General features: G+C 67.7%; 22 protein-coding genes and 1 tRNA gene. 7 read left to right on the forward strand and 16 right to left on the reverse strand.

All coding sequences use genetic code 11. The features are described 5' to 3' along the window. Positions 1-30: 30 nt before the first annotated feature. A complete protein-coding gene (locus CYU59_RS26425) occupies positions 31-483 on the forward strand; it encodes a hypothetical protein (protein WP_293004245.1) in 453 nt (150 codons plus the stop codon). A gap of 44 nt (positions 484-527) precedes the next feature. Further along, positions 528-2,051: a neutral zinc metallopeptidase gene (locus CYU59_RS26430; protein ID WP_293004246.1), complete on the forward strand. Its 1,524-nt coding sequence runs from the start codon at positions 528-530 to the stop codon at positions 2,049-2,051. A gap of 21 nt (positions 2,052-2,072) precedes the next feature. Here the strand turns inward: CYU59_RS26430 and CYU59_RS26435 are convergent, their stop codons facing one another. Next, on the reverse strand, positions 2,073-3,176 hold the full coding sequence (locus tag CYU59_RS26435) for a YeiH family protein (protein ID WP_363115372.1): 1,104 nt from the start codon (positions 3,174-3,176) through the stop codon (positions 2,073-2,075). Positions 3,177-3,189: 13 nt separating this feature from the next. After that, entirely contained in the window at positions 3,190-3,345 is a 156-nt protein-coding gene (locus tag CYU59_RS26440) for a hypothetical protein (RefSeq protein ID WP_293004334.1), read from the reverse strand. Between the two features lie 175 nt (positions 3,346-3,520). Between CYU59_RS26440 and CYU59_RS26445 the strand changes: the two genes are divergently transcribed. Beyond that, positions 3,521-4,039: a hypothetical protein gene (locus CYU59_RS26445; RefSeq protein ID WP_293004247.1), complete on the forward strand. Its 519-nt coding sequence runs from the start codon at positions 3,521-3,523 to the stop codon at positions 4,037-4,039. A 4-nt stretch (positions 4,040-4,043) separates the two neighbouring features. On the opposite strand, the gene CYU59_RS26450 is transcribed toward CYU59_RS26445, so the two are convergent. Beyond that, positions 4,044-4,988: an NAD-dependent epimerase/dehydratase family protein gene (locus CYU59_RS26450; RefSeq protein ID WP_293004248.1), complete on the reverse strand. Its 945-nt coding sequence runs from the start codon at positions 4,986-4,988 to the stop codon at positions 4,044-4,046. Between CYU59_RS26450 and CYU59_RS26455 the strand changes: the two genes are divergently transcribed. After that, on the forward strand, positions 4,954-6,783 hold the full coding sequence (locus CYU59_RS26455; RefSeq protein WP_293004249.1) for a hypothetical protein: 1,830 nt from the start codon (positions 4,954-4,956) through the stop codon (positions 6,781-6,783). The two genes, CYU59_RS26450 and CYU59_RS26455, sit on opposite strands and share 35 nt — an antisense overlap. Positions 6,784-6,813: 30 nt before the next feature. Here the strand turns inward: CYU59_RS26455 and CYU59_RS26460 are convergent. Together CYU59_RS26460 and CYU59_RS26465 are read right to left on the reverse strand one after the other, a co-directional pair. Continuing rightward, positions 6,814-6,889: transfer RNA gene (locus tag CYU59_RS26460), tRNA-Thr, on the reverse strand. A 55-nt stretch (positions 6,890-6,944) separates the two neighbouring features. After that, positions 6,945-8,141, reverse strand: coding sequence for a DNA polymerase III subunit delta' (locus CYU59_RS26465; RefSeq protein ID WP_293004250.1), 1,197 nt, complete (start codon positions 8,139-8,141; stop codon positions 6,945-6,947). Between the two features lie 74 nt (positions 8,142-8,215). On the opposite strand from CYU59_RS26465, the gene CYU59_RS26470 reads away from it, so the two are divergent. Beyond that, positions 8,216-9,838: an adenylate/guanylate cyclase domain-containing protein gene (locus tag CYU59_RS26470; protein WP_293004325.1), complete on the forward strand. Its 1,623-nt coding sequence runs from the start codon at positions 8,216-8,218 to the stop codon at positions 9,836-9,838. On the opposite strand, the gene CYU59_RS26475 is transcribed toward CYU59_RS26470, so the two are convergent. The 4 genes from CYU59_RS26475 to CYU59_RS26490 all read right to left on the reverse strand — a co-directional run bounded on the left by CYU59_RS26475 (position 9,835) and on the right by CYU59_RS26490 (position 14,498). After that, positions 9,835-10,239, reverse strand: a complete 405-nt coding sequence (locus CYU59_RS26475; protein WP_293004251.1) for a hypothetical protein — start codon at positions 10,237-10,239, stop codon at positions 9,835-9,837. The two genes, CYU59_RS26470 and CYU59_RS26475, sit on opposite strands and share 4 nt — an antisense overlap. Positions 10,240-10,357: 118 nt before the next feature. Further along, positions 10,358-13,162: a type I DNA topoisomerase gene (gene topA, locus CYU59_RS26480; RefSeq protein ID WP_293004252.1), complete on the reverse strand. Its 2,805-nt coding sequence runs from the start codon at positions 13,160-13,162 to the stop codon at positions 10,358-10,360. 187 nt (positions 13,163-13,349) lie between these two features. Beyond that, positions 13,350-13,928, reverse strand: a complete 579-nt coding sequence (locus CYU59_RS26485) for a hypothetical protein (RefSeq protein WP_293004253.1) — start codon at positions 13,926-13,928, stop codon at positions 13,350-13,352. Positions 13,929-14,294: 366 nt separating this feature from the next. Continuing rightward, complete coding sequence (locus CYU59_RS26490) at positions 14,295-14,498, reverse strand: cold-shock protein (RefSeq protein WP_003925183.1); 204 nt, start codon at positions 14,496-14,498, stop codon at positions 14,295-14,297. Positions 14,499-14,830: 332 nt separating this feature from the next. Between CYU59_RS26490 and CYU59_RS26495 the strand changes: the two genes are divergently transcribed. Beyond that, positions 14,831-17,173 (forward strand): DEAD/DEAH box helicase, encoded by a 2,343-nt coding sequence (locus CYU59_RS26495; RefSeq protein ID WP_293004254.1) that lies wholly within the window; start codon positions 14,831-14,833, stop codon positions 17,171-17,173. Between the two features lie 271 nt (positions 17,174-17,444). Beyond that, positions 17,445-18,464, forward strand: a complete 1,020-nt coding sequence (locus CYU59_RS26500; RefSeq protein WP_293004255.1) for a PAS domain-containing protein — start codon at positions 17,445-17,447, stop codon at positions 18,462-18,464. Here CYU59_RS26500 and CYU59_RS26505 read toward each other — a convergent pair. Genes CYU59_RS26505 through ssd form a run of 7 tightly spaced genes read right to left on the reverse strand, consistent with a single transcriptional unit; the run spans position 18,461 to position 22,980 of the window. Beyond that, the gene (locus tag CYU59_RS26505) at positions 18,461-18,754 is read right to left on the reverse strand and encodes an Rv3654c family TadE-like protein (protein WP_293004256.1); all 294 of its coding nucleotides are present in this window, start codon (positions 18,752-18,754) and stop codon (positions 18,461-18,463) included. The two genes, CYU59_RS26500 and CYU59_RS26505, sit on opposite strands and share 4 nt — an antisense overlap. 34 nt (positions 18,755-18,788) lie before the next feature. Continuing rightward, on the reverse strand, positions 18,789-19,088 hold the full coding sequence (locus CYU59_RS26510; protein ID WP_293004257.1) for a TadE family type IV pilus minor pilin: 300 nt from the start codon (positions 19,086-19,088) through the stop codon (positions 18,789-18,791). Positions 19,089-19,111: 23 nt separating this feature from the next. Continuing rightward, complete coding sequence (locus CYU59_RS26515; protein ID WP_293004258.1) at positions 19,112-19,318, reverse strand: DUF4244 domain-containing protein; 207 nt, start codon at positions 19,316-19,318, stop codon at positions 19,112-19,114. A gap of 25 nt (positions 19,319-19,343) precedes the next feature. After that, positions 19,344-19,937 (reverse strand): type II secretion system F family protein, encoded by a 594-nt coding sequence (locus CYU59_RS26520; protein WP_293004259.1) that lies wholly within the window; start codon positions 19,935-19,937, stop codon positions 19,344-19,346. Positions 19,938-19,946: 9 nt separating this feature from the next. After that, positions 19,947-20,699, reverse strand: a complete 753-nt coding sequence (locus tag CYU59_RS26525; RefSeq protein ID WP_293004326.1) for a type II secretion system F family protein — start codon at positions 20,697-20,699, stop codon at positions 19,947-19,949. 32 nt (positions 20,700-20,731) lie between these two features. Continuing rightward, positions 20,732-21,895: a TadA family conjugal transfer-associated ATPase gene (locus CYU59_RS26530; RefSeq protein WP_293004260.1), complete on the reverse strand. Its 1,164-nt coding sequence runs from the start codon at positions 21,893-21,895 to the stop codon at positions 20,732-20,734. Further along, positions 21,892-22,980: a septum site-determining protein Ssd gene (ssd, locus tag CYU59_RS26535; protein ID WP_293004261.1), complete on the reverse strand. Its 1,089-nt coding sequence runs from the start codon at positions 22,978-22,980 to the stop codon at positions 21,892-21,894. The genes CYU59_RS26530 and ssd overlap by 4 nt, the downstream gene beginning before the upstream one ends. Positions 22,981-23,129 lie beyond the last annotated feature (149 nt).

Consider the following 23,129-nt stretch of genomic DNA (forward strand, 5'->3'; position numbering starts at 1 on the left):
TAAAATCGGCTGACCCCGAAAGGTGCCGCGATGCAACGCGTCTCAATTTGTCTCACCGCCGCCACGGCCGCCGCTCTGTTGATCACCTGCCCGGAAGCCGCGGCGACCAGCCAAACCGACCTCGCCGACTGGCTGTCCAAAGCCGCCGGACACGTCGAGGCGATTCACAAGGCCGAGAACGACGCCTACAGCATCATGGCGTCCAGAGGCCAGATCGACGACGACAGGTTGAAGGTCAACTGCGATCAGCTACGCGGCGCCACCGAGGGTTTACGTGATGTGATGCCGTCGCCGAACCCCGCCCTGACCGCAGAGGTCCAGCAGGCCATCGACAACTTCGACAGCGCGTCGGAATCCTGCGCCGAATACTTCGGGGTGGGCGATGCCGACAAGCTGAACGAGTTCTGGACGCGCTCACGCAGCGGAGAGCAACACCTGTCCAGCGCCGACTCCATCGTGGTCTCGCTGGCGCAGCCGCAGTGATCACCCGACGCGATTCGATCCCCCCATTCCATGGAGGCTCCCCGATGAACCGACCCCTGCGCGCTGCCGTGATCGTGGCGAGTGTGGCCGCCCTGGTGGTGGCCTGCCACAAACCCGCGGTCCCCACCCCGACGCCCGCACCGACCCTGACGCAGCCGAACCCGTCGAAGGTGGCCGACAAGCCCGTCGGGAACGGGGTCTCCGGGTTGCGGCCCGGCGCGCCGGCACCCACCCGAAAAGTGCAGGACGGGGACGGCGGCGAGATCGACAATCTGGCCGCGATGGCCGTGTCGGACATCGAACAGTTCTGGGCCGACGCCTACAAATCGCCGTTGCAAGGCAAGTTCGCTCCCGTCAACGACTTGTTCTCCTACGACTCCCGCTACAAGAACGGCATGTTCTGCGCCAAGGACACCCACGGGGTGCCGAACGCCTTCTACTGCCCGGTCAAAGGGACCAACTGCCCTGACGATCGGCCCAGCCCGCCCGGTCAGTGCACCAGCTCCTACAACACCATCGGGTGGGACCGCGGGGTGCTGCTCCCCGAGGAACGCAGCACCGGCGGCGATTTGGGCGTGGTGGTCGTCCTCGCCCACGAGTACGGTCACGCGGTCCAGCGGTTGGCGGGTCTGGAGATCAGGGACCAGGCTTCGCAGACCGTCGGCGAGCAGCAGGCGGACTGCTATGCCGGGGTCTACATGCGGTGGGTGGCCGATGGAAATTCCAAACGATTCACGTTGAGCACCGGAGACGGCCTGACCAAGTTGCTGTCGGTGATGATCGGTATCAGCGATTCCCTCATCACGTCGGCAGTTTCGGATCGATTGAAGCGACGGCAGGTGCACGGGTCGGCTTTCGAGCGAGTGACGGCCTTCCAGTTCGGTTTCGACGGCGGCGTGCCCGCCTGCGCCGGGATCGACGAGAAGGAGATCAAGCAGCGCCGCGGTAATCTGCCCAAGGAGTTCGTCGAAGAGGGGCAGACCGGCGAATTCCTGATCAGTCCGGAGTCGGTGCAGAAAGTGACCGAGGCGCTGGGCAAAGTGTTTCCGCTCGCCCAGGCCCCGCAGTTGAGCTTCGAGCCGGCTTTCTGCCCGGACGCGCGCCCCAGCCCGACGGCCTCGTACTGCCCGGCGACCAACACCATCGCGGTCGACATGCCGCAGCTGGTCCTGATGGGCACGAGTTTGGCTCGCGGCGCGCCCTTCCAGGGAGCCGGGCCGCTGTTCGGCGACTACAGCGCGTTCTCGGTGTTTGCGTCGCGGTACATGCTCGCGGTGCAGAACCAGCACGGCGGACTGCCGCTCGACAACACCAACACCGGACTGCGCACGGCATGTCTGACCGGAGTGTTCACCACGAAACTCGCCAAGCCGGTGAGCCTTTCGGGCGGCACCAACATCGCGCTCAGCGGTGGTGACCTCGATGAGGCGGTGTCGGGCATCCTGACCAACGGCCAAGTCGCCGGCGACGTGAACGGCCAGTCGGCGGCATCGGTCTTCGCGCGCGTCGATGCCTTCCGCAACGGCGTACTCGGCGACGAGAACGCCTGCTTCAAGCGCTGGCCGTGAGATTCCCGGTGACCGGCCCGATCAGCCGGCGCCGATACCCCAGTGCAGTCCGCGTGAGGTGACCAGCACCAGCGCGAGCGAGACGGCGGCGACAACCACCAGGCCGATGACCGCGACCACCAACGGACGCCACCCAGTGCGGACCAGTTCGCGGATGTTGGTGTTGAGCCCGACGCCGGCGAAGGTCAGCAGGAACGCCCACCGTGACACGTTGGCGACGTTGGTGGCTTGACCCTTGCTGAGCAGGCCGGCGGTGGCGATCGCGGACACCGCGAGGAAGCCCAACACGAACTTGGGAAACTTGTCCCACACGAACGCGGCACGGGCCCGCAGGCCCGGGGCTATACCGTCGGCCTCGCCCCGGGACGCCCAGTACAGCGCGAAGCCCAGCACGACGAAGCCGATCAGTGCGTTGCGCGTGGACTTCACCAGCACCGCGATCTTGCCGGCCTGCTCGGAATACAGGTAGCCGGTGGCGGTGGTCTCGGCCGTGTTGTCGACGGAAAGACCTGCCCACAAACCGAATTCGTGGTCGGTCAAGCCGATCGCATGCCCGAGCACCGGCAGCGCGAACAGCGCAACTGCTCCCAGCGCAAGAATCGCCGCGATCGCATAGCCGACGTCGGAATTGCGGGCCCGGATCGCACCCTTGGACGCGACGATGGCCGACACCCCGCAGATGGAAGTGCCGATGGCCAGCAGGGATCCGAGCTTGCCGGACAGACCGAAGAAGTGGGCGGCGGCCAGGATGATCGCTCCGGCCAGAACCATGTCGACGAGGATCTGTATCAGCGAGATACCGCCGAGTTTCACGACGTCGCCGAGCACGAAACGCACACCGAGGGCCACGATTCCGATTTTCAGCCAGAATTCGTAGGTTTGAACGCCGGCACGAAATATCCGGTGCAGTCCAACGGTGTTGGTGACGAGCAGCCCGATCACGATTGCCCACAACACGTATTCGATGTCCGGGACGCGCCAATGGTGCTGATGGGCAAGTGAATTCCACCAGACCTGGGCGTATTTGCCGAGCAGTCCGATGGCGACCAGCAGCAACACCCCCGGCACGTACGCGGCGATGTTGCGGCTGACGAACTCGGCCTCGTTGTCGGGCTCGGTGGCCACGGCGCTCACCGGGTCACCACGGAATCCTGGGCAGCAGGCCCACGACGGCCAGTAGCACCACGACGCCGGCCACGATGGTGGCCCACCAGTCCAGGCTCAGCCGTCGCCGATTTTCGTCCCGCGTCGAGTCATCGTCGTCGTGCACGCCATCGGGATCGGCTGTGGACACCGCAATCTCCTTCACGCCGGGACTTGCCACAGATGCTCACTGGCGATCACGACCTCGAACAAGGGATTGGCTCCACCTGATCGCTACCCGTAAGCGGTGAAAATTGGTGCCCTTACCGACGCCGAGCCCTGGATAGGATTTCTGACAGCAAACGTCGTCGTCCGGGGAGCATCACGTGTCGCAGCCGCAGCAGCAGCAGCCCAGCTATCCGCCGCCGCCGGCGGAGCCGACCTTCCAGGTGCGCACCGTCAAGCACACCGGTGCTCTGATCTTCTGGATGAATCAGCGTTTCACCACCACCGGGAGCTATGCGCAGTGTGAAGCGGCCATCGACGAGGCCCAGCAGTACTGCATCCTGCTGGGGTGGTGGAGCATCGCATCGGTGCTGTGGAATCCGATCTCGTTGTCGCAGAACGCGAGTGCCCGCAAGGCTCTACGGCTGCAGGCGCAGCAGGCCCACGACTACGCGGTGTGGTGGGCCACCTACCACGGCGGTGGCGTCGCGCACACACCCATCTGGGCTCCCCCGCCGGCCCGGCCCGGCCGACGCAAGTGGTGGGTATGGCTGCCGCTGGCGGTTGTCGGGTCGTCTCTGGCGCTCATCATCGTGATCGGCGCGCTGCACGGCCCCAAACATCACCGGCACAACAACCAGTGGACGCCGGCTCCGACCCTGTCGACGCCGAGCCCGTGACCAGCTAGCCGGCGTGGGTTCGACGGAAGTAGTCCACGGTTCGTGCCACGCCCTGATCGAGTTCGACCTGCGGCTTCCATCCCAAAACCGTTGCCGCTGAGCTGATATCGAGGCAGGACCGCTTCAGGTCGCCCAGCCGCGGCGGATGGAATTGCGGGTCGTCGGGCGCGCCCACGGCGGCGGCGACGGCTGAATGCAGTTGGCGGTCCGAGGTTTCCACGCCGGTGCCGATGTTGAATCGTTGCCCGCCGCCCGCCGGGCCGGAGGCTTTGACGAACGCATCCACTACGTCGTCGACGAACACGTAGTCGCGGGTGTTGGAGCCGTCGCCGAACACCTTGGTGGGTTTCCCGGACAGCAGCGCCTGCGCGAAGATCGCCACCACACCGGCCTCGCCGTGCGGATCTTGGCGGGGGCCATAGACATTCGCGGGTGCGATGTGCGAGCACTCCAGGCCGTAGAGATGCCGGAAGGTATTGAGGTAGATCTCGCCGGCCACCTTGCCCGCGGCGTACGGAGATGCCGGGTCGGTAGGCACCGCTTCGCCGGTCGGGTAGACCGGCGGTGTCCCGTAGATCGAGCCGCCCGACGAGGTGTGCACCACCTTGCGTACACCGGTCTGCCGGGCGGCATCGGCGAGTCGCACGGTGCCGACCACGTTGACCGAAGCGTCGAATTGCGGGTCGGCCACCGAGTGCCGGACGTCGATCTGGGCGGCCAGATGGAACACCACCTCGGGGCGGTGCTCGCCGAAAATCGCCGGCAGATCGGCCGTGACGATATCGGCCTCGACGAACGCGAACTCGCTGGTGTCGGCGAGGTGCTCGAGGTTGGTCGCCCGGCCGGACGCGTAGTTGTCCAAGCCCACGACGGTGTGGCCGTCGCCCAACAAGCGGTCGACTAGCGTCGACCCGATGAACCCGGCAGCCCCGGTGACCAGTGCGCGCACCGGCTCACCATACCGACGGGTCGGCGGGCTGCCGATAGTGGCGTTGGCCGCGGCGGGGCTCATCGCGGTCCAGCTGGCGATCCGCGGCGTGCTGGCTTTTCGCGGCTACTTCTACTGGGACGACATCATTCTGGTCAGCCGGGCCGGGACGCACGGCCTGCTGTCGCCGTCCTTCTTGTTCGACGACCACGACGGCCACGTCATGCCGGCGGCGTTCCTGGTGTCCGGGGTCATCACCCGAATCGCACCGCTGAACTGGCTCGGGCCCGCCATCAGCCTGGTGGTGCTGCAGCTGGCGGCCTCGCTGGCGCTGCTGCGGGCGCTGCACGTGATGCTGGGCTGGCGCCCGGTGCTGCTCGTCCCACTGATCTTTGCGTTGTTCACGCCGCTGGGCGTGCCCGGGTTCGCGTGGTGGGCGGCAGCGCTGAACTCGCTGCCGATGCTGGCCGCGATGGCCTGGGTTTGTGCCGATGCGATCCTGCTGGTTCGCACGGGCAGTCAGCGGTACGCGGTCACGGGCACGCTCGCCTACCTGGGTGGGCTGTTGTTCTTCGAGAAAGCCGCGGTGGTCCCGTTCGTCGCGTTCGCGGTCACCGCGCTGCTGTGGCAAGTGCGGGGTGATCGCACGCCGCTCAGGACCGTGTGGCGAGGTGGCGTCCGGCTGTGGGCGGCGTCGTTGGGGCTGACGATCGCCTGGATCGCCGTCTATCTGGGCGTGGTCAACCAGCGCCGGTGGAGTTCAGACCTGGCGATGACATGGGATCTGTTGCGCCGCTCCGTTACTCACGGCATCGTGCCGGGCTTGGCCGGGGGGCCGTGGCAATGGGGCCGATGGGCGCCCGCCTCGCCATGGGCCACCCCGCCGGCGTCGGTGATGGCGCTGGGCTGGCTGGTGCTGGCGGCCGTGCTGGCGTTGTCGTTGGCGCGCAAGCAGCGTATCGCCGCGGTCTGGCTGACCGCGGCCGGTTACGTGATCGCCTGCCAGGTGCCGATCTATTTGATGCGCTCGTCACGCTTCACGGTGCTGGAGTTGGCCCAAACATTGCGCTACCTACCAGATCTCGTGGTCGTCCTGGCTCTGCTGGCCGCGGTCGGCTTGTGCGCACCCAACCGTGAGTCGTCGCACCGGTTGGATGCGTCCGCGTCGCGCACCGCGATCACAGCCGCACTGGCAACGCTGTTCGTGGCGAGCAGTGGTTACTCGACAGCGACCTTCCTGACGTCTTGGCAGGAAAACCCGGCTCAGCCGTATCTGCAGACCGCTCGCCGCGAACTCGCAGCGGCGCACGCGAGGTCCAGTGCGCCGCTGCTGGAGCAGGAGGTCGATCCGCTGGTACTCGGCCGGGTCGCGTGGCCCGACAACCTGGCCGGCCACGTCTTCGCACTGATCCAGGACCGGCCTGAATTTGCCTTGACGACAACACAATTGAAGACCTTTGACGGCAATGGCCGCCTGGTCGACGCGCAGGTGACCTGGGTGCGCGCGATGAATCCCGGTCCGGTGCCGCAATGCGGGTACCTGGTGCAACCCGACCACCCGGTCGACATCGGTCTCGACGGTCCACTGCTGCCGACGGATTGGACAGCCGAGGTCAACTATCTGGCCAACAGCGACGGGTCGATGTCGATGGCATTGTCCGACGGGACCTTCACGAGGGTTCCGGTGCACCCCGGGCTCAACCGGGTGTTCGTCCGACTGCCCGGGGCGGGCAACGCCATCCGGGTACGCGCCAACACCGCCGCGCTCAGCGTGTGCGTCGCGGCCGGACCGGTGGGGTACGTGCTGCCGCGTTGAGGCTGCCGGCCGACCGACCTAGCCAAGAGGTGGAGCCACCTAGGAGAATCGAACTCCTGACCTGCTCATTACGAGTGAGCTGCTCTACCGACTGAGCTAAGGTGGCCTGCCCTGTCGGGCGGCACGAGTCTACGGCAGCGTCACTCGAGCGCTCAAACAGCTCAGTCGCGGAGCGCCTGACCGATTGTCGCGACCATCGCGTCGACGGCGAACTTGGGCTTGACGTTGATCGCCAGCGCCTCACGGCACGCCAGGACGGCCTCGATGCAGCGCAGCAACCGGTCGGCCGGAACGTGGGCGGCCATCGACGCGATCTGCTCGGCCATGTCGGGGTGATTGGCCCGCGGGCCCGGTGCACCCGCCGCGACCAGCAGCGCGTCGCGAAAGTAGGTCGCCAGGTCGATCAGCGCGCGATCGAGGGCATCTCGCGACGCCCGGGTCTGACGTGACTTCTGCCGTCGCTCAAGGTCTTTGATGGCTCCGGCGGAACCGCGCAAGGCACCCGCGGCACCCTTGCCGGTGCCGCCGGCACCCAGCGCCGTCCGCAACTCTTCGGTCTCGGCCTCGTCGCGATCGGCCGTCAGCAGCGCGGCCTCGGACTCGGCCGCGGACACCAGCGCCTCGGCGGCGGCGTAGGCCCTCGACCGGGTCGCGGCGTCACGGGCCAGCCCCAGGGCCTGCATCCGCCGGTCTCGCGCCGCCGGATCGGTGGCCAGCCGACGTGCCCGCCCGACGTGACCGCCGCTGACCGACGCCGCCCAGGTCGCGGTCTCGGGCGAGAGCCCGTCACTGTCGATCAGAACCTGCGTGATGGCCTCGGGCGGCGGCGTCACCAGCGCGATGTGCCGGCAGCGGGAGCGCAGGGTGATCGCGATGTCCTCCGGGTCGACCGAAGGCGCGCACAACAGGAAGACCGTGGACGGTGGCGGCTCCTCGACCACCTTCAGCAACGCGTTCGCCGCGCCCTCGGTGAGCCGGTCGGCATCCTCGACCAGCACGATTTGCCAACGTCCGGTGCTCGGCCGCCGGGACGCGGTCTGGACGATCGCCCGCATCTCGTCGACACCGATCGACAGACCTTCGGGGATGACGCGGCGCACATCGCCGTGGGTGCCGGCCATTGTCGTCGTGCAGGAGCGGCATTCGCCGCAGCCGGGCAGACCGTCGGAGGTGCACTGCAGCGCCGCCGCGAAACACAGCGCGGCCACCGAGCGCCCCGACCCGGGCGGCCCGGTGATCAACCAGGCATGCGTCATCGCGGCGCTGTGAGTCGTATCACCGCGGGCCGCCGCCGCGGCAGCCACCAAGTCGGACTCCACCGACTCCTGGCCAACCAGGCGCGTAAATACCCGTGACATCACCGGCAACAGTAGTGGCCACCGCCGACCACCCGACGCGATCGGGCACCGCATACTGCCCTTTTGGCTACTTTTTGGTCGCCCGCGACCGATACGGTGGGCAGGTGAGCACGCAGGCGACCACCCTCCCGGGGCGAATCCGCGGATTCGTCCAGTGGTTGGTGCGCACGCCGTGGCCGGTGTTCATGCTGAGCCAGTTGCAGGCCGACATCATCGGCGCGCTTCTGGTGCTGGGCTTCCTGCGCTACGGGCTTCCGCCGGAAGACCGCATCGAGCTACAGAAGCTGCCGGCGCTGAACCTGGTCACCTTCACCGCGTCGATCGTGGTGCTCTTCCTGCTTGGGACGGCGATCAGCGCCCGCTCGCTGGTGCCCGTGTTCCGTTGGCAGCGCCGCGATTCGTTGCTGGCCGACACCGACCCGGCGGCCACCGAACTCGCCCGCAGCCGCGCGCTGCGGACCCCGTTCTATCGCACGGTGATCAACCTGGCCTCCTGGCTGGTCGGCGGCGTGGTCTTCATCGTCGCCAGCTGGCCGGTGGCCCATCACGCCGCGCCGGTGGTGGCAATCGCCACCGCGCTGGGCGCCACTGCCACCGCCATCATCGGCTACCTGCAATCCGAGCGCGTGCTGCGCCCGGTCGCCGTCGCCGCCCTGCGCGGCGGGCTGCCGGAGAACATCCGGGCGTCCGGGGTGATCGGCCGCCAGATGCTGGCCTGGGCGCTGTCCACCGGCGTGCCGCTGCTGGCGATCGTGCTGGCCGTGGTCGGGGACAAAGAGCGGTACCTGCTCGGCCCGCCGGAGAAGCTGCTGAATCCGATCCTGCTGCTGGCGTTGCTGGCACTGGGCATCGGGGTGGTCAGCACGCTGCTGGTGGCGATGTCGATCGCCGACCCGCTGCGCCAGCTGCGCTGGGCGCTGGGTGAGGTGCAGCGCGGAAATTACAACGCGCACATGCAGATCTACGACGCCAGCGAGCTGGGTCTGCTGCAGGCCGGCTTCAACGACATGGTCCGCGACCTGTCCGAGCGGCAGCGTTTGCGGGACTTGTTCGGGCGCTACGTCGGAGAAGACGTCGCTCGTCGGGCGCTGGAACGCGGGACCGAACTGGGCGGCCAGGAGCGCGACGTGGCGGTGCTGTTCGTCGACCTGGTCGGTTCGACCCAGCTGGCGTCGACACGGCCGCCGGCCGAGGTGGTCAGCCTGCTCAATGAGTTCTTCCGGGTCGTGGTGGACACCGTCGGGCGCCACGGTGGCTTCGTCAACAAGTTCCAGGGTGACGCGGCACTGGCCATCTTCGGCGCACCGATCGAGCACCCGGACGCCTCCGGTGGCGCGCTCGCGGCGGCCCGTGAACTGCACGACGAACTGTTGCCGGTGATCGGTTCGGCGGAGTTCGGCATCGGGGTGTCCTCGGGCCGCGCAATCGCCGGACACATCGGTGCGCTGGCCCGATTCGAGTACACGGTGATCGGCGACCCGGTCAACGAGGCGGCCCGCCTCACCGAGCTGGCCAAGCTGGAGAACGGCCACGTGCTGGCCTCCGCGGTCGCGGTCAGCGGCGCCCTGGATGCCGAGGCGCTGTGCTGGGACGTGGCCGAGGTGGTGGCCTTGCGGGGGCGCTCCGCGCCGACCCAGTTGGCCCGTCCACTCAATCTGGCTGTGCCGGAAAGCGTTCCGGACGAACTCAGCGGCTAGCGGCCGGCAGGCGGCGTGAGGGTGAGGTCGCTGGGCGCCAGCGGACCGATGTCGATGAAAGTCTTGCCCTGAGAGTCAGGGTTGCCGCCAACCGGGTCGCCGCCCAGGTTGAGCAGGTCGCTGAGGCCCGGGATGCTCGAGGGCTGACCGCCTTCGAGCACTCCGGCGTCCGACTCGGTGATGTTCTGCACCACGACCGGCGTTTCCACCCCGCCCATGGTCTGCAACAGGTCCGCAAAGGAGGGACCGTTCGCGTCGGGATTGTCGTGCGAGTTGTTGGAGAGTTGCATCGCCGGCACCTGAACGTCGCGCAGCGGGGGCGACGACGGGGCCGCGATCAGGATGCTGACACCACCGAGCGCAACACCAGCGGTGATGCAGTAACGGACGGCGGGTCGCATGATTCTCCCTATCGGACGCGTGGGCTTTTCACGACGTGTGTAGGGATACTGTACCTGAGAACTGGCTGAGAATCACTAGTTATTTTTCGAGACCTCGCCGGGCGCGCCGAAATGGCCTCTAGCTGCGCTTTACCGCCTTCTTGGCAGCAGCCTTCTTAGCCGTTTTCTTGGCCGGGGTCTTCTTAGCGGCGGCTTTCTTAGCGGTCTTTTTCACCGGTCCGCGGGCACGGCGATCCGCCAGCAGTTCGGAGGCGCGGGCATCGGTGATCGACAGAACGTCGTCGCCCTTGCGCAGGCTCGCGTTGGTCTCGCCGTCGGTGACGTACGGGCCGAAGCGGCCATCCTTGATCACCATCGGCTTACCGGACGCCGCGTCGTTGCCCAGTTCACGGAGCGGTGGCGCTGCGGCACCCTGGCGCCCACGCCGTTTCGGTTCGGCGTAGAGCTTCAACGCATCCTCGAGAGTGATCTCGAAGATCTGGTCTTCGGTAGCCAGCGAGCGAGAGTCTGTGCCGCGCTTCAGGTATGGGCCGTAGCGGCCGTTCTGGGCGGTGATTTCCTCTTTGGATTCGGGGTCGACGCCGACCACCCGCGGCAGCGAGATCAGCTTGAGCGCATCCTCGAGCGTCACGGTCTGCAGGTCCATGCTGCGCAACAGCGACCCGGTGCGAGGCTTGGGGCCGGTCGGCTTCTTGCCCTTCTTCGCCGGCTGGCCGGTGGTGCCGTCGTCGTCGTCCGGCTTGGGCAGCACCTCGGTGACATACGGGCCGTAACGACCGTCCTTGGCCACGATCTCGTGCCCGGACTCTGGGTCGATGCCCAGCGAGCGGCCCTCCTGCGGGGTTGCGAACAGCTCTTCGGCAACCTCGAGGGTCAACTCGTCGGGGGTCAGCGAGTCGTGCAGGTTGGCCCGCTGTGGCGTCGGTTCGCCGTCGTCACCGGTCACCATCCGCTCGAGGTACGGTCCGTTCCGGCCGACCCGCACGTTGACCGTCCGGCCCTCGGCGTCGTCAAAAAGCTTGATGGAGTTGACTTCTCGAGCATCGATGCCCTCGAGGTTGACGCCGACCAGCTTCTTCAGGCCACCTGAGCGGGCGATCGAGTCGTCGACGCCGTGATCGCCGCCGAAGTAGAAATTGTTGAGCCAGTTGCTGCGCCGCTCGGTGCCCGAGGCGATCGCGTCGAGTTCGTCCTCCATCGCGGCGGTGAAGCCGTAGTCCACCAGCCGGCCGAAATGCTGCTCCAGCAAACCGATGACCGCGAACGCGACCCACGACGGAACCAGCGCGCTGCCCTTCTTGTGCACGTATCCGCGGTCCTGGATGGTCTTGATGATCGACGAGTACGTCGAGGGCCGTCCGATGCCGAGTTCTTCGAGCGCCTTGATCAGCGAGGCCTCGGTGTAGCGGGCGGGCGGGTTGGTCGTATGGCCGTCCGGGGTGAGGTCGGTGGCGTCCACCCGCTGGCCCTGGGTGAGCTGCGGCAGCCTGCTCTCGGCGTCGTCGGCCTCACCGCCGGCCTGGTCGTCGACTGTTTCGACGTAAGCCTTGAGGAATCCGGCGAAGGTGATGGTCCGGCCGCTGGCGGAGAACTGAACTTGACGGCCGCCCGATTCGCCGTTGATCCGCAGGCTCAGCGTGGTCCCGCGGGCATCGGCCATCTGCGAGGCCACCGTGCGCTGCCAGACCAGCTCGTAGAGCCGGAATTCGTCGCCGTCGAGCTCGCGGCGCACCGCGTCCGGGGTGGCGAACGTCTCGCCGGCCGGCCGGATGGCCTCGTGGGCCTCCTGCGCGTTTTTCACCTTGCGGGTGTACTGGCGGGCCGACGGGTAGACGTATTCCTCGCCGTAGAGCTGACTGGCCTGGGTGCGGGCCGCGTTGATGGCCGACTGCGACAGCGTGGTCGAGTCGGTACGCATGTAGGTGATGTAGCCGTTCTCGTACAGCCGCTGGGCGATGCTCATCGTGCGCTCGGCGGAGAACCGCAGTTTGCGGCCGGCTTCCTGCTGCAGCGTCGACGTCATGAACGGCGGGTACGGACGGCGGGTGTAGGGCTTCTCCTCGACGGAGCCGACGGTCAGCTGCTGTCCCCGCAAGCCGGTGGCCAGCGAGACCGCGCCGGACTCGTCGAGCACCGTCACCTCGTCGGGCTTGCGTACCGCGCCCAGCGAGTCGAAGTCGCGGCCGGTTGCCACGCGCAGGCCGTCGACGGAGGTCAGTCGGGCGTTGAACCGCGGTGGCTGCGCCTTGGGGTCCGAGACGCTGGCGTCCAGTTCGGCCACGACGTCCCAGTAGGCGGCGCTGCGAAACGCCATCCGGTCGCGTTCGCGCTGGACGATGATGCGGGTGGCCACCGATTGCACGCGGCCCGCGGACAGCTTCGGCGCCACCTTCTTCCACAGCACCGGACTGACCTCGTAGCCGTAGAGCCGGTCCAGGATGCGGCGGGTTTCCTGCGCGTCGACCAGGTCGGTGTCCAGATCACGCGGATTGGCGGCGGCCTCCAGGATCGCCTGCTCGGTGATCTCGTGGAACACCATCCGCTTGATCGGGACGCGGGGTTTGAGCGTCTCGAGCAGGTGCCATGCGATCGCTTCGCCCTCGCGGTCACCGTCCGTGGCCAGGTAGAGCTCGTCGACGTCTTTGAGTAGCCCTTTGAGCTCGGTGACCGTGCTCTTCTTGTCCGGGCTGATGATGTACAGCGGCTCGAAGTCCTCGTCGACGTTGACCCCGAGGCGGGCCCAGGGCTCCGATTTGTACTTCGCGGGCACGTCAGCCGCCGCTCGCGGCAGGTCGCGAATGTGGCCTCGGGACGACTCGACGATGTAATTGGCGCCCAGGTAGCCGGCAAGTTTGCGCGCTTTGGTCGGCGACTCGACAATGACAAGTCGCCTGGTGGCGCCATTCCCGCCGCTATCAGCCACTTGTGCCTACGCTCGCTTCCATTACTTCTCGGCCCCCACCGGCCTCGCAGAGGAGTATTTCCGCGATCGGCCAGCGTCAATCTACGGTGCCTCTCGGCCGGTAGACACCTGACAATGTGGCACCCGAAATGGGCCGACGCAAACCGACCCCCCGTGCGGAGCCGTTTTCAGGGTCGCGCTATTTCATCTAGACGCGAGGCCAGAATGCCAACGCCTCGGCCACCTCGGGCGGTTCCCCGACGTTCTCTACCAGGCGCGATAGCCTGCGGCGGCCGCTGATGCGCAGGGCCGGCCTGGCGCCGCGGGTGCCGATCAACGTCGGGGCGATCCCGACGCGCATCAACGCGGACGCCAGCGGCGAATGGGTGTCCGGCGCGTGCGGGTCCAGCCCCAACAGGTAGCGATCGGCTTCGGGGCTGCCGGCGGCCAGGATCCAGGCGCGCAATTCCCGCGGTCCGGGCAGCCACATCGGTGGGACGGTCTTCACCGCGCCGCGAGTCCACTCCCCGGCCATCGGACGCAACCGTGCGTCGACGGCTGTCCGCACCAAAGGTGTGTGCTCGTCAGTCTGGGTGATTTCGGCCGTCAAGCCGGCGTCGTCGATCATGTGGCCGAGTGCCTCGGCTCGCCAGGCTTGATCGACGACGACCGAGAGCCGGGCTCCGTTGCCGACGGTGACGATCTGGCCGGCTGCAGCGAGCACCCCGGTGAGGTCGGTGACCGCAGGCGGCACCGACTCAGCTGAGAAGAAGGACAGCTGGCTCACGTCGTCGACATTAAGCGCCCGAGCGTGGACGATGCGCGCCGCAACGCGGCGAGAGGAGGACACGCTCCCACCAACCCCAGCGTGGACGATGCGCGCCGCAACGCGGCGAGAGGAGGACACGCTCCCACCAACCCGAGCGTGGACGATGCGCGCCGCAACGCGGCGAGAGGAGGACACGCTCCCACAAACCCCAGCGTGGACGATGCGCGCCGCAACGCGGCGAGAGGAGAAGTCGGCCCGACAAGACCGGGTGACGACGATCCGCGTCGCGTGCGCGTCCCGCGTGAATCACGAAGGGAGAGAAGCGAAAACCCCCCGTCCGAACCTGGGGACCAGGCCGTGCGGGGGGTTGTCGTTGTCAGTTGCTCAGATGGAGCGGACGCCGGTGGCCTGAGGACCCTTGGGGCTCTGTCCGACCTCGAACTCGACTCGCTGGTTCTCCTCGAGGGTGCGGAAGCCGCTTCCCTGGATCTCCGTGTAGTGGACGAACACGTCGGCCGAACCGTCTTCGGGGGCGATGAAGCCGAATCCCTTTTCCGCGTTGAACCACTTCACAGTTCCCTGTGGCATTTCTCGATATTTCCTTTACTACTCGGGTGCGAAGCATCACCTCGATGCTCCGGGCCCGTTCCGACCGCTAGACCTTGCTGAGTCGTCGGAACTTCACCCGACCTACAACGCAGGAACCGCGACCGCAACGTCGATCCTGCGAAAGTTTGACACGAACACAGAAGCTGCGACCGCAAACAGTCAACCATGTTCGTCGCCCCAACAACAGCCTCAGGTGAGCAATTGCGCTACTACGAGGTAAACAATTGATATGTGGGGCTGAAACCGCCGGTCGCAACGGAGCTATCGGGCGCATTTCTGGGTGATCACTTTGGATCAGGAGGCAATTAATCGTGGTGACGTTCGGCAGCGAGTTGCTCGCCGCCGCGGTCGCCGGCACCGAGGTCGGTGAACACCCGCTGCGTCATGTCGCCGAGCTACCGGCGCGGCACGGTCGCCAACAGCCTTGGCCGACATGGGTCGAGCCCGATGTGCTGCGCGCCTTCACCGACCGCGGCGTGAGCTTGCCATGGGCGCATCAGGTTCAGGCTGCGGACCTTGCCCACGCCGGACATCACGTTGTTATCAGCACGGGAACGGCATCCGGGAAATCGCTGGCTTACCAACTGCCCATCCTGAATGCGCTGGCGACCGGTCCGCGCGCTCGCGCGCTGTACATCTCGCCGACGAAAGCCCTTGGCCACGATCAACTACGGGCCGCCCACGCATTGACCGCGGCCATCCCCCGGCTGGCCGACGTCGCCCCGACCGCGTACGACGGCGACAGCCCAGGCGAGGTACGGCGTTTGGCGCGTGAGCGGTCTCGCTGGGTGTTCTCCAACCCCGACATGGTCCACCTCGCGCTGCTGCGCAACCATGCCCGGTGGGCCGTCTTCCTGCGCAATCTCCGCTTCGTCGTCGTCGACGAATGCCATTACTACCGCGGTGTTTTCGGGTCGAACGTGGCGATGGTGCTGCGTCGGCTGCTGCGGTTGTGCGCGCGCTATTCCACCGACCCGGCCGCGGTGCCCACTGTCATTTTCGCCAGCGCGACGACGTCCGCTCCGGGTGCGACCGCCACCGAGCTCATCGGCCAACCCGTCGTCGAGGTCACCGAAGACGGCTCACCACAGGGCGCCCGGACGGTGGCCCTGTGGGAACCGGCGCTGCGCACCGATATCACCGGTGAGAACGGCGCACCTGTTCGCCGATCCGCCGGTAGCGAGGCGGCGCGGCTGATGGCCGATCTGATCGCCGAGGGGGCTCGGACGCTGACGTTCGTGCGGTCGCGTCGCGGTGCCGAACTGACCGCGTTGGCGACCCGCGCGCGCCTGGAGGACATCGCTCCGCAGCTGGTCGAGACGGTGGCCTCGTATCGGGCCGGGTATCTGCCCGAGGACCGCAACGCGCTCGAACAGGCGTTGCTGGACGGGCAGTTGCGCGGATTGGCCACGACCAACGCGCTCGAACTCGGCATCGACATCGCCGGGCTGGATGCGGTGGTGCTCGCCGGTTTTCCCGGAACGGTCACCTCGTTCTGGCAGCAGGCCGGCCGCTCCGGACGGCGAGGGCAAGGGGCGCTGGTGATGCTGGTGGCCCGCGACGACCCGCTGGACACCTATTTGGTGCACAACCCCGCCGCGCTCTTGGACAGGCCGATCGAGCGGGTCGTGATCGATCCGGCCAACCCCTATATCCTCGGTCCTCAAATACTCTGCGCTGCAACAGAACTACCGATCGACGACGCCGAGATGCGATCGTTGGGCGCAGAGGATGTGGCCGCCGGCTTGGTGGATGACGGCCTGCTGCGACGGCGTTCCGGCAAGTACTATCCGGCGCCGGGAGTGGATCCCCATCCAGCAGTTGATATCCGGGGCCCGACGGGCGGTCAGGTGGTGATCGTCGAGAGCGATACCGGCCGACTGCTGGGAACGGCGGGAGCGGGACAGGCGGCCGCCTCGGTACATCCGGGCGCGGTGTATCTGCATCGGGGCGAGAGCTACGTCGTCGACTCGCTGGACCTCGACGACGGCATGGCCTTCGTGCACGCCGAAGACCCCGGATATGCCACGTTCGCACGCGAACTCACCGATATCGCGGTCACCGGCCCCGGCGAACGCCGTGTGTTCGGGCCGGTCACCCTCGGCCTGGTGCCGGTCAGCGTGACGAATCAGATCGTGGGCTATCTACGTCGTCGCTTGAACGGCGAGGTGATCGACTTCGTCGAGCTGGTGCTACCACCCCACACCCTGCACACCATGGCTGTCATGTACACCATCACCCCAGAAGAGTTGAACGACAACGGAGTCGAGCCGTTGCAAATTCCCGGGTCACTACATGCCGCCGAGCACGCCGCCATCGGCTTGCTGCCGCTGGTCGCCAGCTGCGACCGCGGTGACATCGGTGGACTGTCCACTGCTACCGGTCCTGAATCTGAAGGCCTGCCAAGCGTCTTCGTTTACGACGGGTATCCCGGCGGGGCGGGGTTCGCCGAACAGGGCTTCCGGCAGGCGAATACGTGGCTCAGCGCCACGCTTGCCGCGATCGAGGCGTGCGAATGCCCATCGGGGTGTCCATCGTGCGTCCAGTCACCGAAATGCGGCAATGGCAACGATCCTTTGGACAAGGCGGGGGCGGTGCGCGTGTTGCGATTGGTGCTCGGCGCGCTGGAGACCGGCGGCCGGCCATACGGATGACGACCGACCCCTCGAACGGTCGACGTCCATATGACTATTTCTCCGCAGTGGCAGCGGTGAAAACGCTTTCCGCACCGCTGAAGAAACATGCGCCGACATCGCAGAGCACCAAGCGGCCTGCGAAGGGCGCAGCAAAAAATACCGTCGCCTATCAACCTGTGCAAGTCCCGCACCTTTGCATCAGGCTACCCACAGGTTGATCACAGTGAATAACACCCGGATTCGAGTGTGACGCAACGGGTTATCGCGCTTCGCGGCTAAGCTCGTGACTATGACCGACGACTGGCTGCTGGTGGAGACGCTGGGCTCCGAACCGGCCGTGGTGGCGGTGGGCCGGCAACTGCAGGACCTGGTCCCCATTGCCAAGTTTCTGAAGCGCACTGCCGGCCGCGCCGCCATCCAGTCCGCGATCGCCGAGTCGGTGCAGACGAGCAAAGGTCTGGTCAGCATCACGCCGAAGAAAGCCCGGGTGATCCGGACCGAGCCGGTGTTGATGTCGGATGGCCGCATTCACGGCGTCCAGGTCTGGAGCGGCTCGCCCGAGCAGGAGCCCCCCGAGCGGCCGATTCCCGGCCCGCTGAAGTGGGACGCGACCCTGGGCGTTGCCACCGATACCGCCGAGTCGCTGACCAATATGGGCCGCAAGGTCGAGATGGAAGACCCTGAGGAGCGGGCGTTCGCGGAGTGCTGGCCCTCGGGTGAGCTCAAACCCAACGAAGGACGGGCGCTGGCCGCGGCGGTCCGGTTTGAACCGGGCCACACGATGTGTGACACCTGGGACGGCCGGGACTGGCAGGGCAACGCCATACGGGTGAGCTTTGTCGTGCGTAACGGGGTCGAACAAGGCAGGGACGGCCGCGAGCACATGGTTGCGCGCGGCTTGAATTGGCGCGCCGAACCGGCCGACCGGCCGACGCCGTCGGACCGGCTCGCCGAACAGATCCTGCGAGGGCTGGCCGAGCCAGGGGTGCATCGCGCATTGTTCGACCCGAACAGCTGGACGCTGCTGAAATGGCTCGACGCCCCGTGCCCGTTCTACGACTGGCGCCGCATCGCCGCCGACAGCCCACGGATTCATCCCGACGACGAGGCGAAGAGGGCCGCCATGCGCACCGAGTTCGCCGATGGTGCCGCGTGTGCGGTGCTGCGCCTGCCGGCACACGACGGCGGCTGGACGCCGATCCACGTCACGGTCAACCGGGTGGAGCTCGACCACGACGCATTTGCCGGCCTGGTCTCGGTGCGGTTGCCCACCGCGGCTGAGGTCGCCGCGGCCGGCTTGAGGGACTAGACGGGACCGGCGCGGGCGAGAGCGCGCGCGCTGCCCCACCGCCCGCCCGCGACCCTCACCTCGACGGTGAGCACAACATCCAGCGCGTCGACAACGCAGTCAGTGACTTCGGCCCTCATCGCACGGGCCAATGCACTGCCCTGGCCACACGCCGACTCAGCTCCGGTGGGTAGCCGAGCGGCCGCGGCCAGCGCGGCCAGGTCGGCGGCGGCCTGCGCCCGGTGCCGCGCCGCGACCGCAGCGCCCAGGTAAGCGCCGCCGGCTGTGACGGCCAGCAGGACGACGACCATCGCCGCCGCGACGACAGTGGCCGCTCCGCGTTCGTCAGTCAGGCTCGATCGCCGCGGCCGCGGTCGCGGTGATACGCAGCGCGAGAAGCAGATTCGACCGCGCGGTGACGGTTGCCACGATGTAGTCCCCATTGCGGCGCATCTCCACGGCCGCGCCGGCGGGTGCGACTCCGCGAGCGGCACTGATCGCCGATCGCTCATCTCCCCGAGCCGCCAACCGCGCCGCCTCGCGCGCCGCATCGATGCAGCGGACCTGCATCGACACCGCGGTGAGACCGGCAAGACACAACATGAGAACTGTGACCAGGGTGGCGACCCCGAATGCGGCCTCCACAGTGGTCGCACCGCGATCGCCGGCTAGGCCTTGGTGTTCAGCGCGCGGGCGATGATGTTGGTCAGCGCCGAGACGATCGAGTCGCCGGTCACCACCGAATAGAGAATGGCCGCGAAGGCCGCCGCCGCTATCGTGCCGATGGCGTATTCGACCGTAGACATGCCGGTCTCCTCCACCGCCAGCAGCTTCAAGCGATTTGTGAATCCCTGAAACATGTTGCCTGATCGCATTTTTCCTTCTTCCGTTATCTGACATTCACAACAAGCCCGACTGCAGGAATTCCCCCGCCAGCCCTGCGACGACCGGGACGATGCCGAGGCAGACGAATGCCGGTAGGAAACACAGGCCGAGTGGTCCGGCGATCAGCACGCCCGCGCGCTCGGCCGTCGCGGCGGCCGCATGTGTGGCGTCCTGCCGGCATTGCGTAGCAAGCCCGGATACCGCCTCGGCCAGCGCCACGCCTGACGCCGATGACCGCCGGGCCAGTCGCAACAGCGCATCGACCTGAGGGTCCACCGCCGCAGAGGCCGGCCCGGCCGGCGGCGACCAGGCGATGTTCGGGTCGGCGCCCAGCGCGAGCAGGTCGGCCGCCCTGCGCAACACCCGAGCCAGAGTCGGCGGGGCGGATCGCGCCGACGCTGCCGCGGCCGTCGACACTGCCATCCCTGCAGAAAGGCAGACTGCGAGCACATCCAGGCTCGACGCGACGGCCAATGGATCCGGGCCGCCCCTGTTGCCGGAATCCACCTGTGGCGTGCGGAGTGGTGGTGCAGCACGCGATCGCACGATCGACGGGCCCGCGCCGACGAGTAACGCTCCGGCCAAAAGCATTGCCGCACTGGGGTTCATCGTCACCTCTCATGCACCCGCCCGTTCGGTGATGCGGTCCGACCACAGCAGGCCGACACAGATCAGCGTCAGGCCGACAAGCAGGAGCCATCCGCCGAGGTGACCGCCGATCAGGAAAGCCACCGGATGTGCGCCGATCGTCTGCCCCATCAACACCGCCAGCAGCGGCAGACCCGCCAGGATGGTCGCGGTGGCACGCGCTCCCGCCATCGCCGAGTTCACCTGACTCGAGAATCGTTGTCGCTCAGCGATATCGCATTGGGCGGCGCGCATCAACGCCGACATCGCCAGGCCGTGGTCGGTGGCGAGTTGCCAGCACACCGCGAGTCGGTCCCAAGAATCCTGCAGCACAGACGTTTCGGCGACTCCGCGTAAACCCGCGGCGACGTCAGCACCCAGCCGGGCTCTTGCCGCGACCGCGCGACACGCATCGGCGACCGGCCCGGCCGTCTCGCTGGCCGCTACGGCGAAGGCGGCCGCCGGGTGTGCTCCAACCCGGAGCTCACCCACCAACACGTCGATCGCCGTCTCCAACTCCCGGCTCTCGTCGGCTCCTCGACTACGCCGCCGGCGCCGCCGACGGCGCAGTGACAGCGTCGCGACAACCACGCCCACCGCGACAACCGTTGCCGGCGAGAGCAACAGGGCACTCACAGCGCCGAAGCACAGCGCCGCCAAGCCGGCCAATCGCTGCGCCGTGATCTTGCGGTCACGGTCGGTGCGGGTCAACCGCAGCCGGGGAGACGACGGCAGCACCAGCATCGCGACGGCCAGCACGATCGCGGCGGATGCCGTCACAGCGGCGTCCGGTTGTCCAGCAACGCACGAAAATTCACGATCTCGTCGGTGAGCCCACGGTCGGCGTGCCACACCGTGACGGCCCGCACCCGCTGGTCGGTGCGGCGCAGCACGGCGATTTCGTCCAGTCGGCGTCGCCCGCCATGATTGCGGGCGACGTGCAGCAGCACCTGCACCGCTGCAGCCAGCTGGCTATGCAGCGCAGCACAATCCAGGCCCCCGAGCGCTCCCAGCGCCTCGAGGCGGGCCGGAACTTCGGCGGGCCTGTTCGCGTGCACGGTGCCCGCGCCGCCGTCGTGGCCGGTGTTGAGCGCAGCGAGCAGATCGACGACCTCGGCCCCCCTCACCTCACCGACCACGATGCGGTCCGGTCGCATTCGCAGCGCTTGACGAACGAGTTGGCGGACGGTGATCTCGCCGACGCCTTCGACGTTGGCGCACCGCGCGACGAGCCGCACCAGATGCGGATGCGGGGGTGCCAGCTCTGCGGCATCCTCGACGCAGACGATCCGCTCGTCGTCCGCGACCGCGTTGAGCATCGCCGACAGCAGGGTCGTCTTGCCCGCCCCGGTCCCGCCGGACACCAGGAAAGCCAACCGGGCCGCGATGATCTGGTCGATCAAAGCCGCGGCCTCGGGCGCGATGGCTCCGGCGGCGATCAACGCGGGCAGATCCTGCGTGGCCGGTCGCAGTATCCGCAGGGACAAGCAGGTGCCACCGGCCGCGACCGGGGGCAGGACGGCGTGCAGTCGAACGGCAACGTCACCGGGGCCGATTCCGGTCAGCTGCCCATCCACCCACGGTTGCGCGTCGTCAAGACGCCGGCCGGCCGCCAATGCCAGCCGCTGAGCCAGGCGGCGGACAGCGGCTTCGTCGGCGAATCGAATATCGCTGCGCCGCAGCCCTTTCCCGTCGTCAAGCCACACCGTATCGGGACTGGTGACCAGCACGTCGGTCACACCCTCGACGCAGAGCAGCGGTTCCAGAATTCCCGCGCCGGTCAGCTCGGTCTGCAATATCCGGAGACTGCTCAGCAGTTCGGTGTCGCCCAGCACTCCGCCGGACTCGGCCCTGATCGCGTCGGCCACCACGCCGGCGCGCAGCGGCGCGGATTCCGCCGTCAGGCGCTCGCGCACCCGGTCGATCAGCGAGCCGCTCACGCAGCTTGGCCGTTGGCCGGGGCCGCCGGATGGGTCGGCAGAACCGCGAGTACGCGGCGAGCCGCCGAGGCCAACTGCGAGCGTTTACCGAGTCTGAGGCCGCCGCGCTCCAGTTGCTCGGCCAGACCGGGATGCGGCTTCATCGCGGCGAGCAACGGCACGTCGGCAATCGCGGCCACTTCTTCGGCCCGCAGGCCGCCCGGCGATGGGCCCCGCACCACCAGGCCCATGTTGGGGTTGATCGCGGCGAGCACCGGGGCCAGCGTCGCGGTCGCCGCGCAGGCCCGTACATCACAGGGGCTGATCAGTACGACAAGATCGGCTGTGTCCAAAGCAGTTTCGACAGCATCGGTCAATCGGCGCGGAAGGTCGCACACCACCGTCGCCCCGCCGCGGCGGCCGGCGTCGAGCACGGCTTGTACCGCGCGGCAGTCTAATTCGTAGCCCCTGCGGGTGCCGGAGAGAATGCTCAGGCCGCGATGCCGGGGCAGCGCGTCGCGCACCGCCGACCACGCCAGCCTGCCGCCTTCCAGGGCCAGGTCCGGCCAGCGCACACCGGCCGCGGTCTCCGCACCGACCAGCAGGTCGATACCGCCGGCCCACGGATCCAGGTCGACCAGCATCGCCTCGGTTGCCTTCCACGCCAAGGCAACCGCGAACAACGAGGCTCCCGCGCCGCCACAGCCACCGATCACGGCCAGCACCGCACCCCGAACACCGTTGTCGCGGAACGATTCCACCGCGATTGCGAGCTCGCGAACCAGGTCCTGCTCTTGCGCAGGCAATCTCAGCACCTGGCCGGCACCCACCTCGATAGCCGCCGCCCACGTCGACGGTGGTGGATCGTCTCCACTCGCCACGATCACGTGCGTGCGCCGCGGCAATCCGGCCAGCGCACTGCCCGTAGCCGCCGACTCGTCGAGCACGACGGCGACAGCCGCCGACCACACCTTCCGGCTCACCGGTAACGCGCTGGCGGCGTGCACGACTCGTATCCCGACGGCCGCGGCGACCCGGTCGAGCTCGTCACGTAGAGCGGGGTCGGCAAGAACCGCGAGAATCCCGCGCGCCTCGTTGATGTGCATCGGGCCACCGTGCCGGGAGTGGGTTGGCCGCACCAGTCACACGAGCGAAATCTGTGGACAGGCCTACGGCTGTGCAAAGGGTTGCCAGAAGGTGTCCAGCGAAGAATTGCCCGACAAAAGGGACGACCCCCGCCAGGGGGGGAGGAGGC

It is taken from the genome of Mycobacterium sp., from assembly GCF_002863225.1.
Lineage (GTDB): Bacteria > Actinomycetota > Actinomycetes > Mycobacteriales > Mycobacteriaceae > Mycobacterium.

Coding starts and splice junctions, on each gene's coding strand:
- CYU59_RS26505 (WP_293004256.1), bottom strand. CDS start 18,754: ATGGTCGTCGTCCTGCTGGCCGTCACAGCCGGCGGCGCTTACCTGGGC.
- CYU59_RS26425 (WP_293004245.1), top strand. CDS start 31: ATGCAACGCGTCTCAATTTGTCTCACCGCCGCCACGGCCGCCGCTCTG.
- CYU59_RS26455 (WP_293004249.1), top strand. CDS start 4,954: ATGAACCCGGCAGCCCCGGTGACCAGTGCGCGCACCGGCTCACCATAC.
- CYU59_RS26525 (WP_293004326.1), bottom strand. CDS start 20,699: ATGCTGGTGCTGCCGTCGTCTCCCCGGCTGCGGTTGACCCGCACCGAC.
- CYU59_RS26475 (WP_293004251.1), bottom strand. CDS start 10,239: ATGCGACCCGCCGTCCGTTACTGCATCACCGCTGGTGTTGCGCTCGGT.
- ssd (WP_293004261.1), bottom strand. CDS start 22,980: ATGCACATCAACGAGGCGCGCGGGATTCTCGCGGTTCTTGCCGACCCC.
- CYU59_RS26490 (WP_003925183.1), bottom strand. CDS start 14,498: ATGCCACAGGGAACTGTGAAGTGGTTCAACGCGGAAAAGGGATTCGGC.
- CYU59_RS26430 (WP_293004246.1), top strand. CDS start 528: ATGAACCGACCCCTGCGCGCTGCCGTGATCGTGGCGAGTGTGGCCGCC.
- CYU59_RS26500 (WP_293004255.1), top strand. CDS start 17,445: ATGACCGACGACTGGCTGCTGGTGGAGACGCTGGGCTCCGAACCGGCC.
- CYU59_RS26465 (WP_293004250.1), bottom strand. CDS start 8,141: ATGTCACGGGTATTTACGCGCCTGGTTGGCCAGGAGTCGGTGGAGTCC.
- CYU59_RS26515 (WP_293004258.1), bottom strand. CDS start 19,318: ATGCGATCAGGCAACATGTTTCAGGGATTCACAAATCGCTTGAAGCTG.
- CYU59_RS26520 (WP_293004259.1), bottom strand. CDS start 19,937: ATGAACCCCAGTGCGGCAATGCTTTTGGCCGGAGCGTTACTCGTCGGC.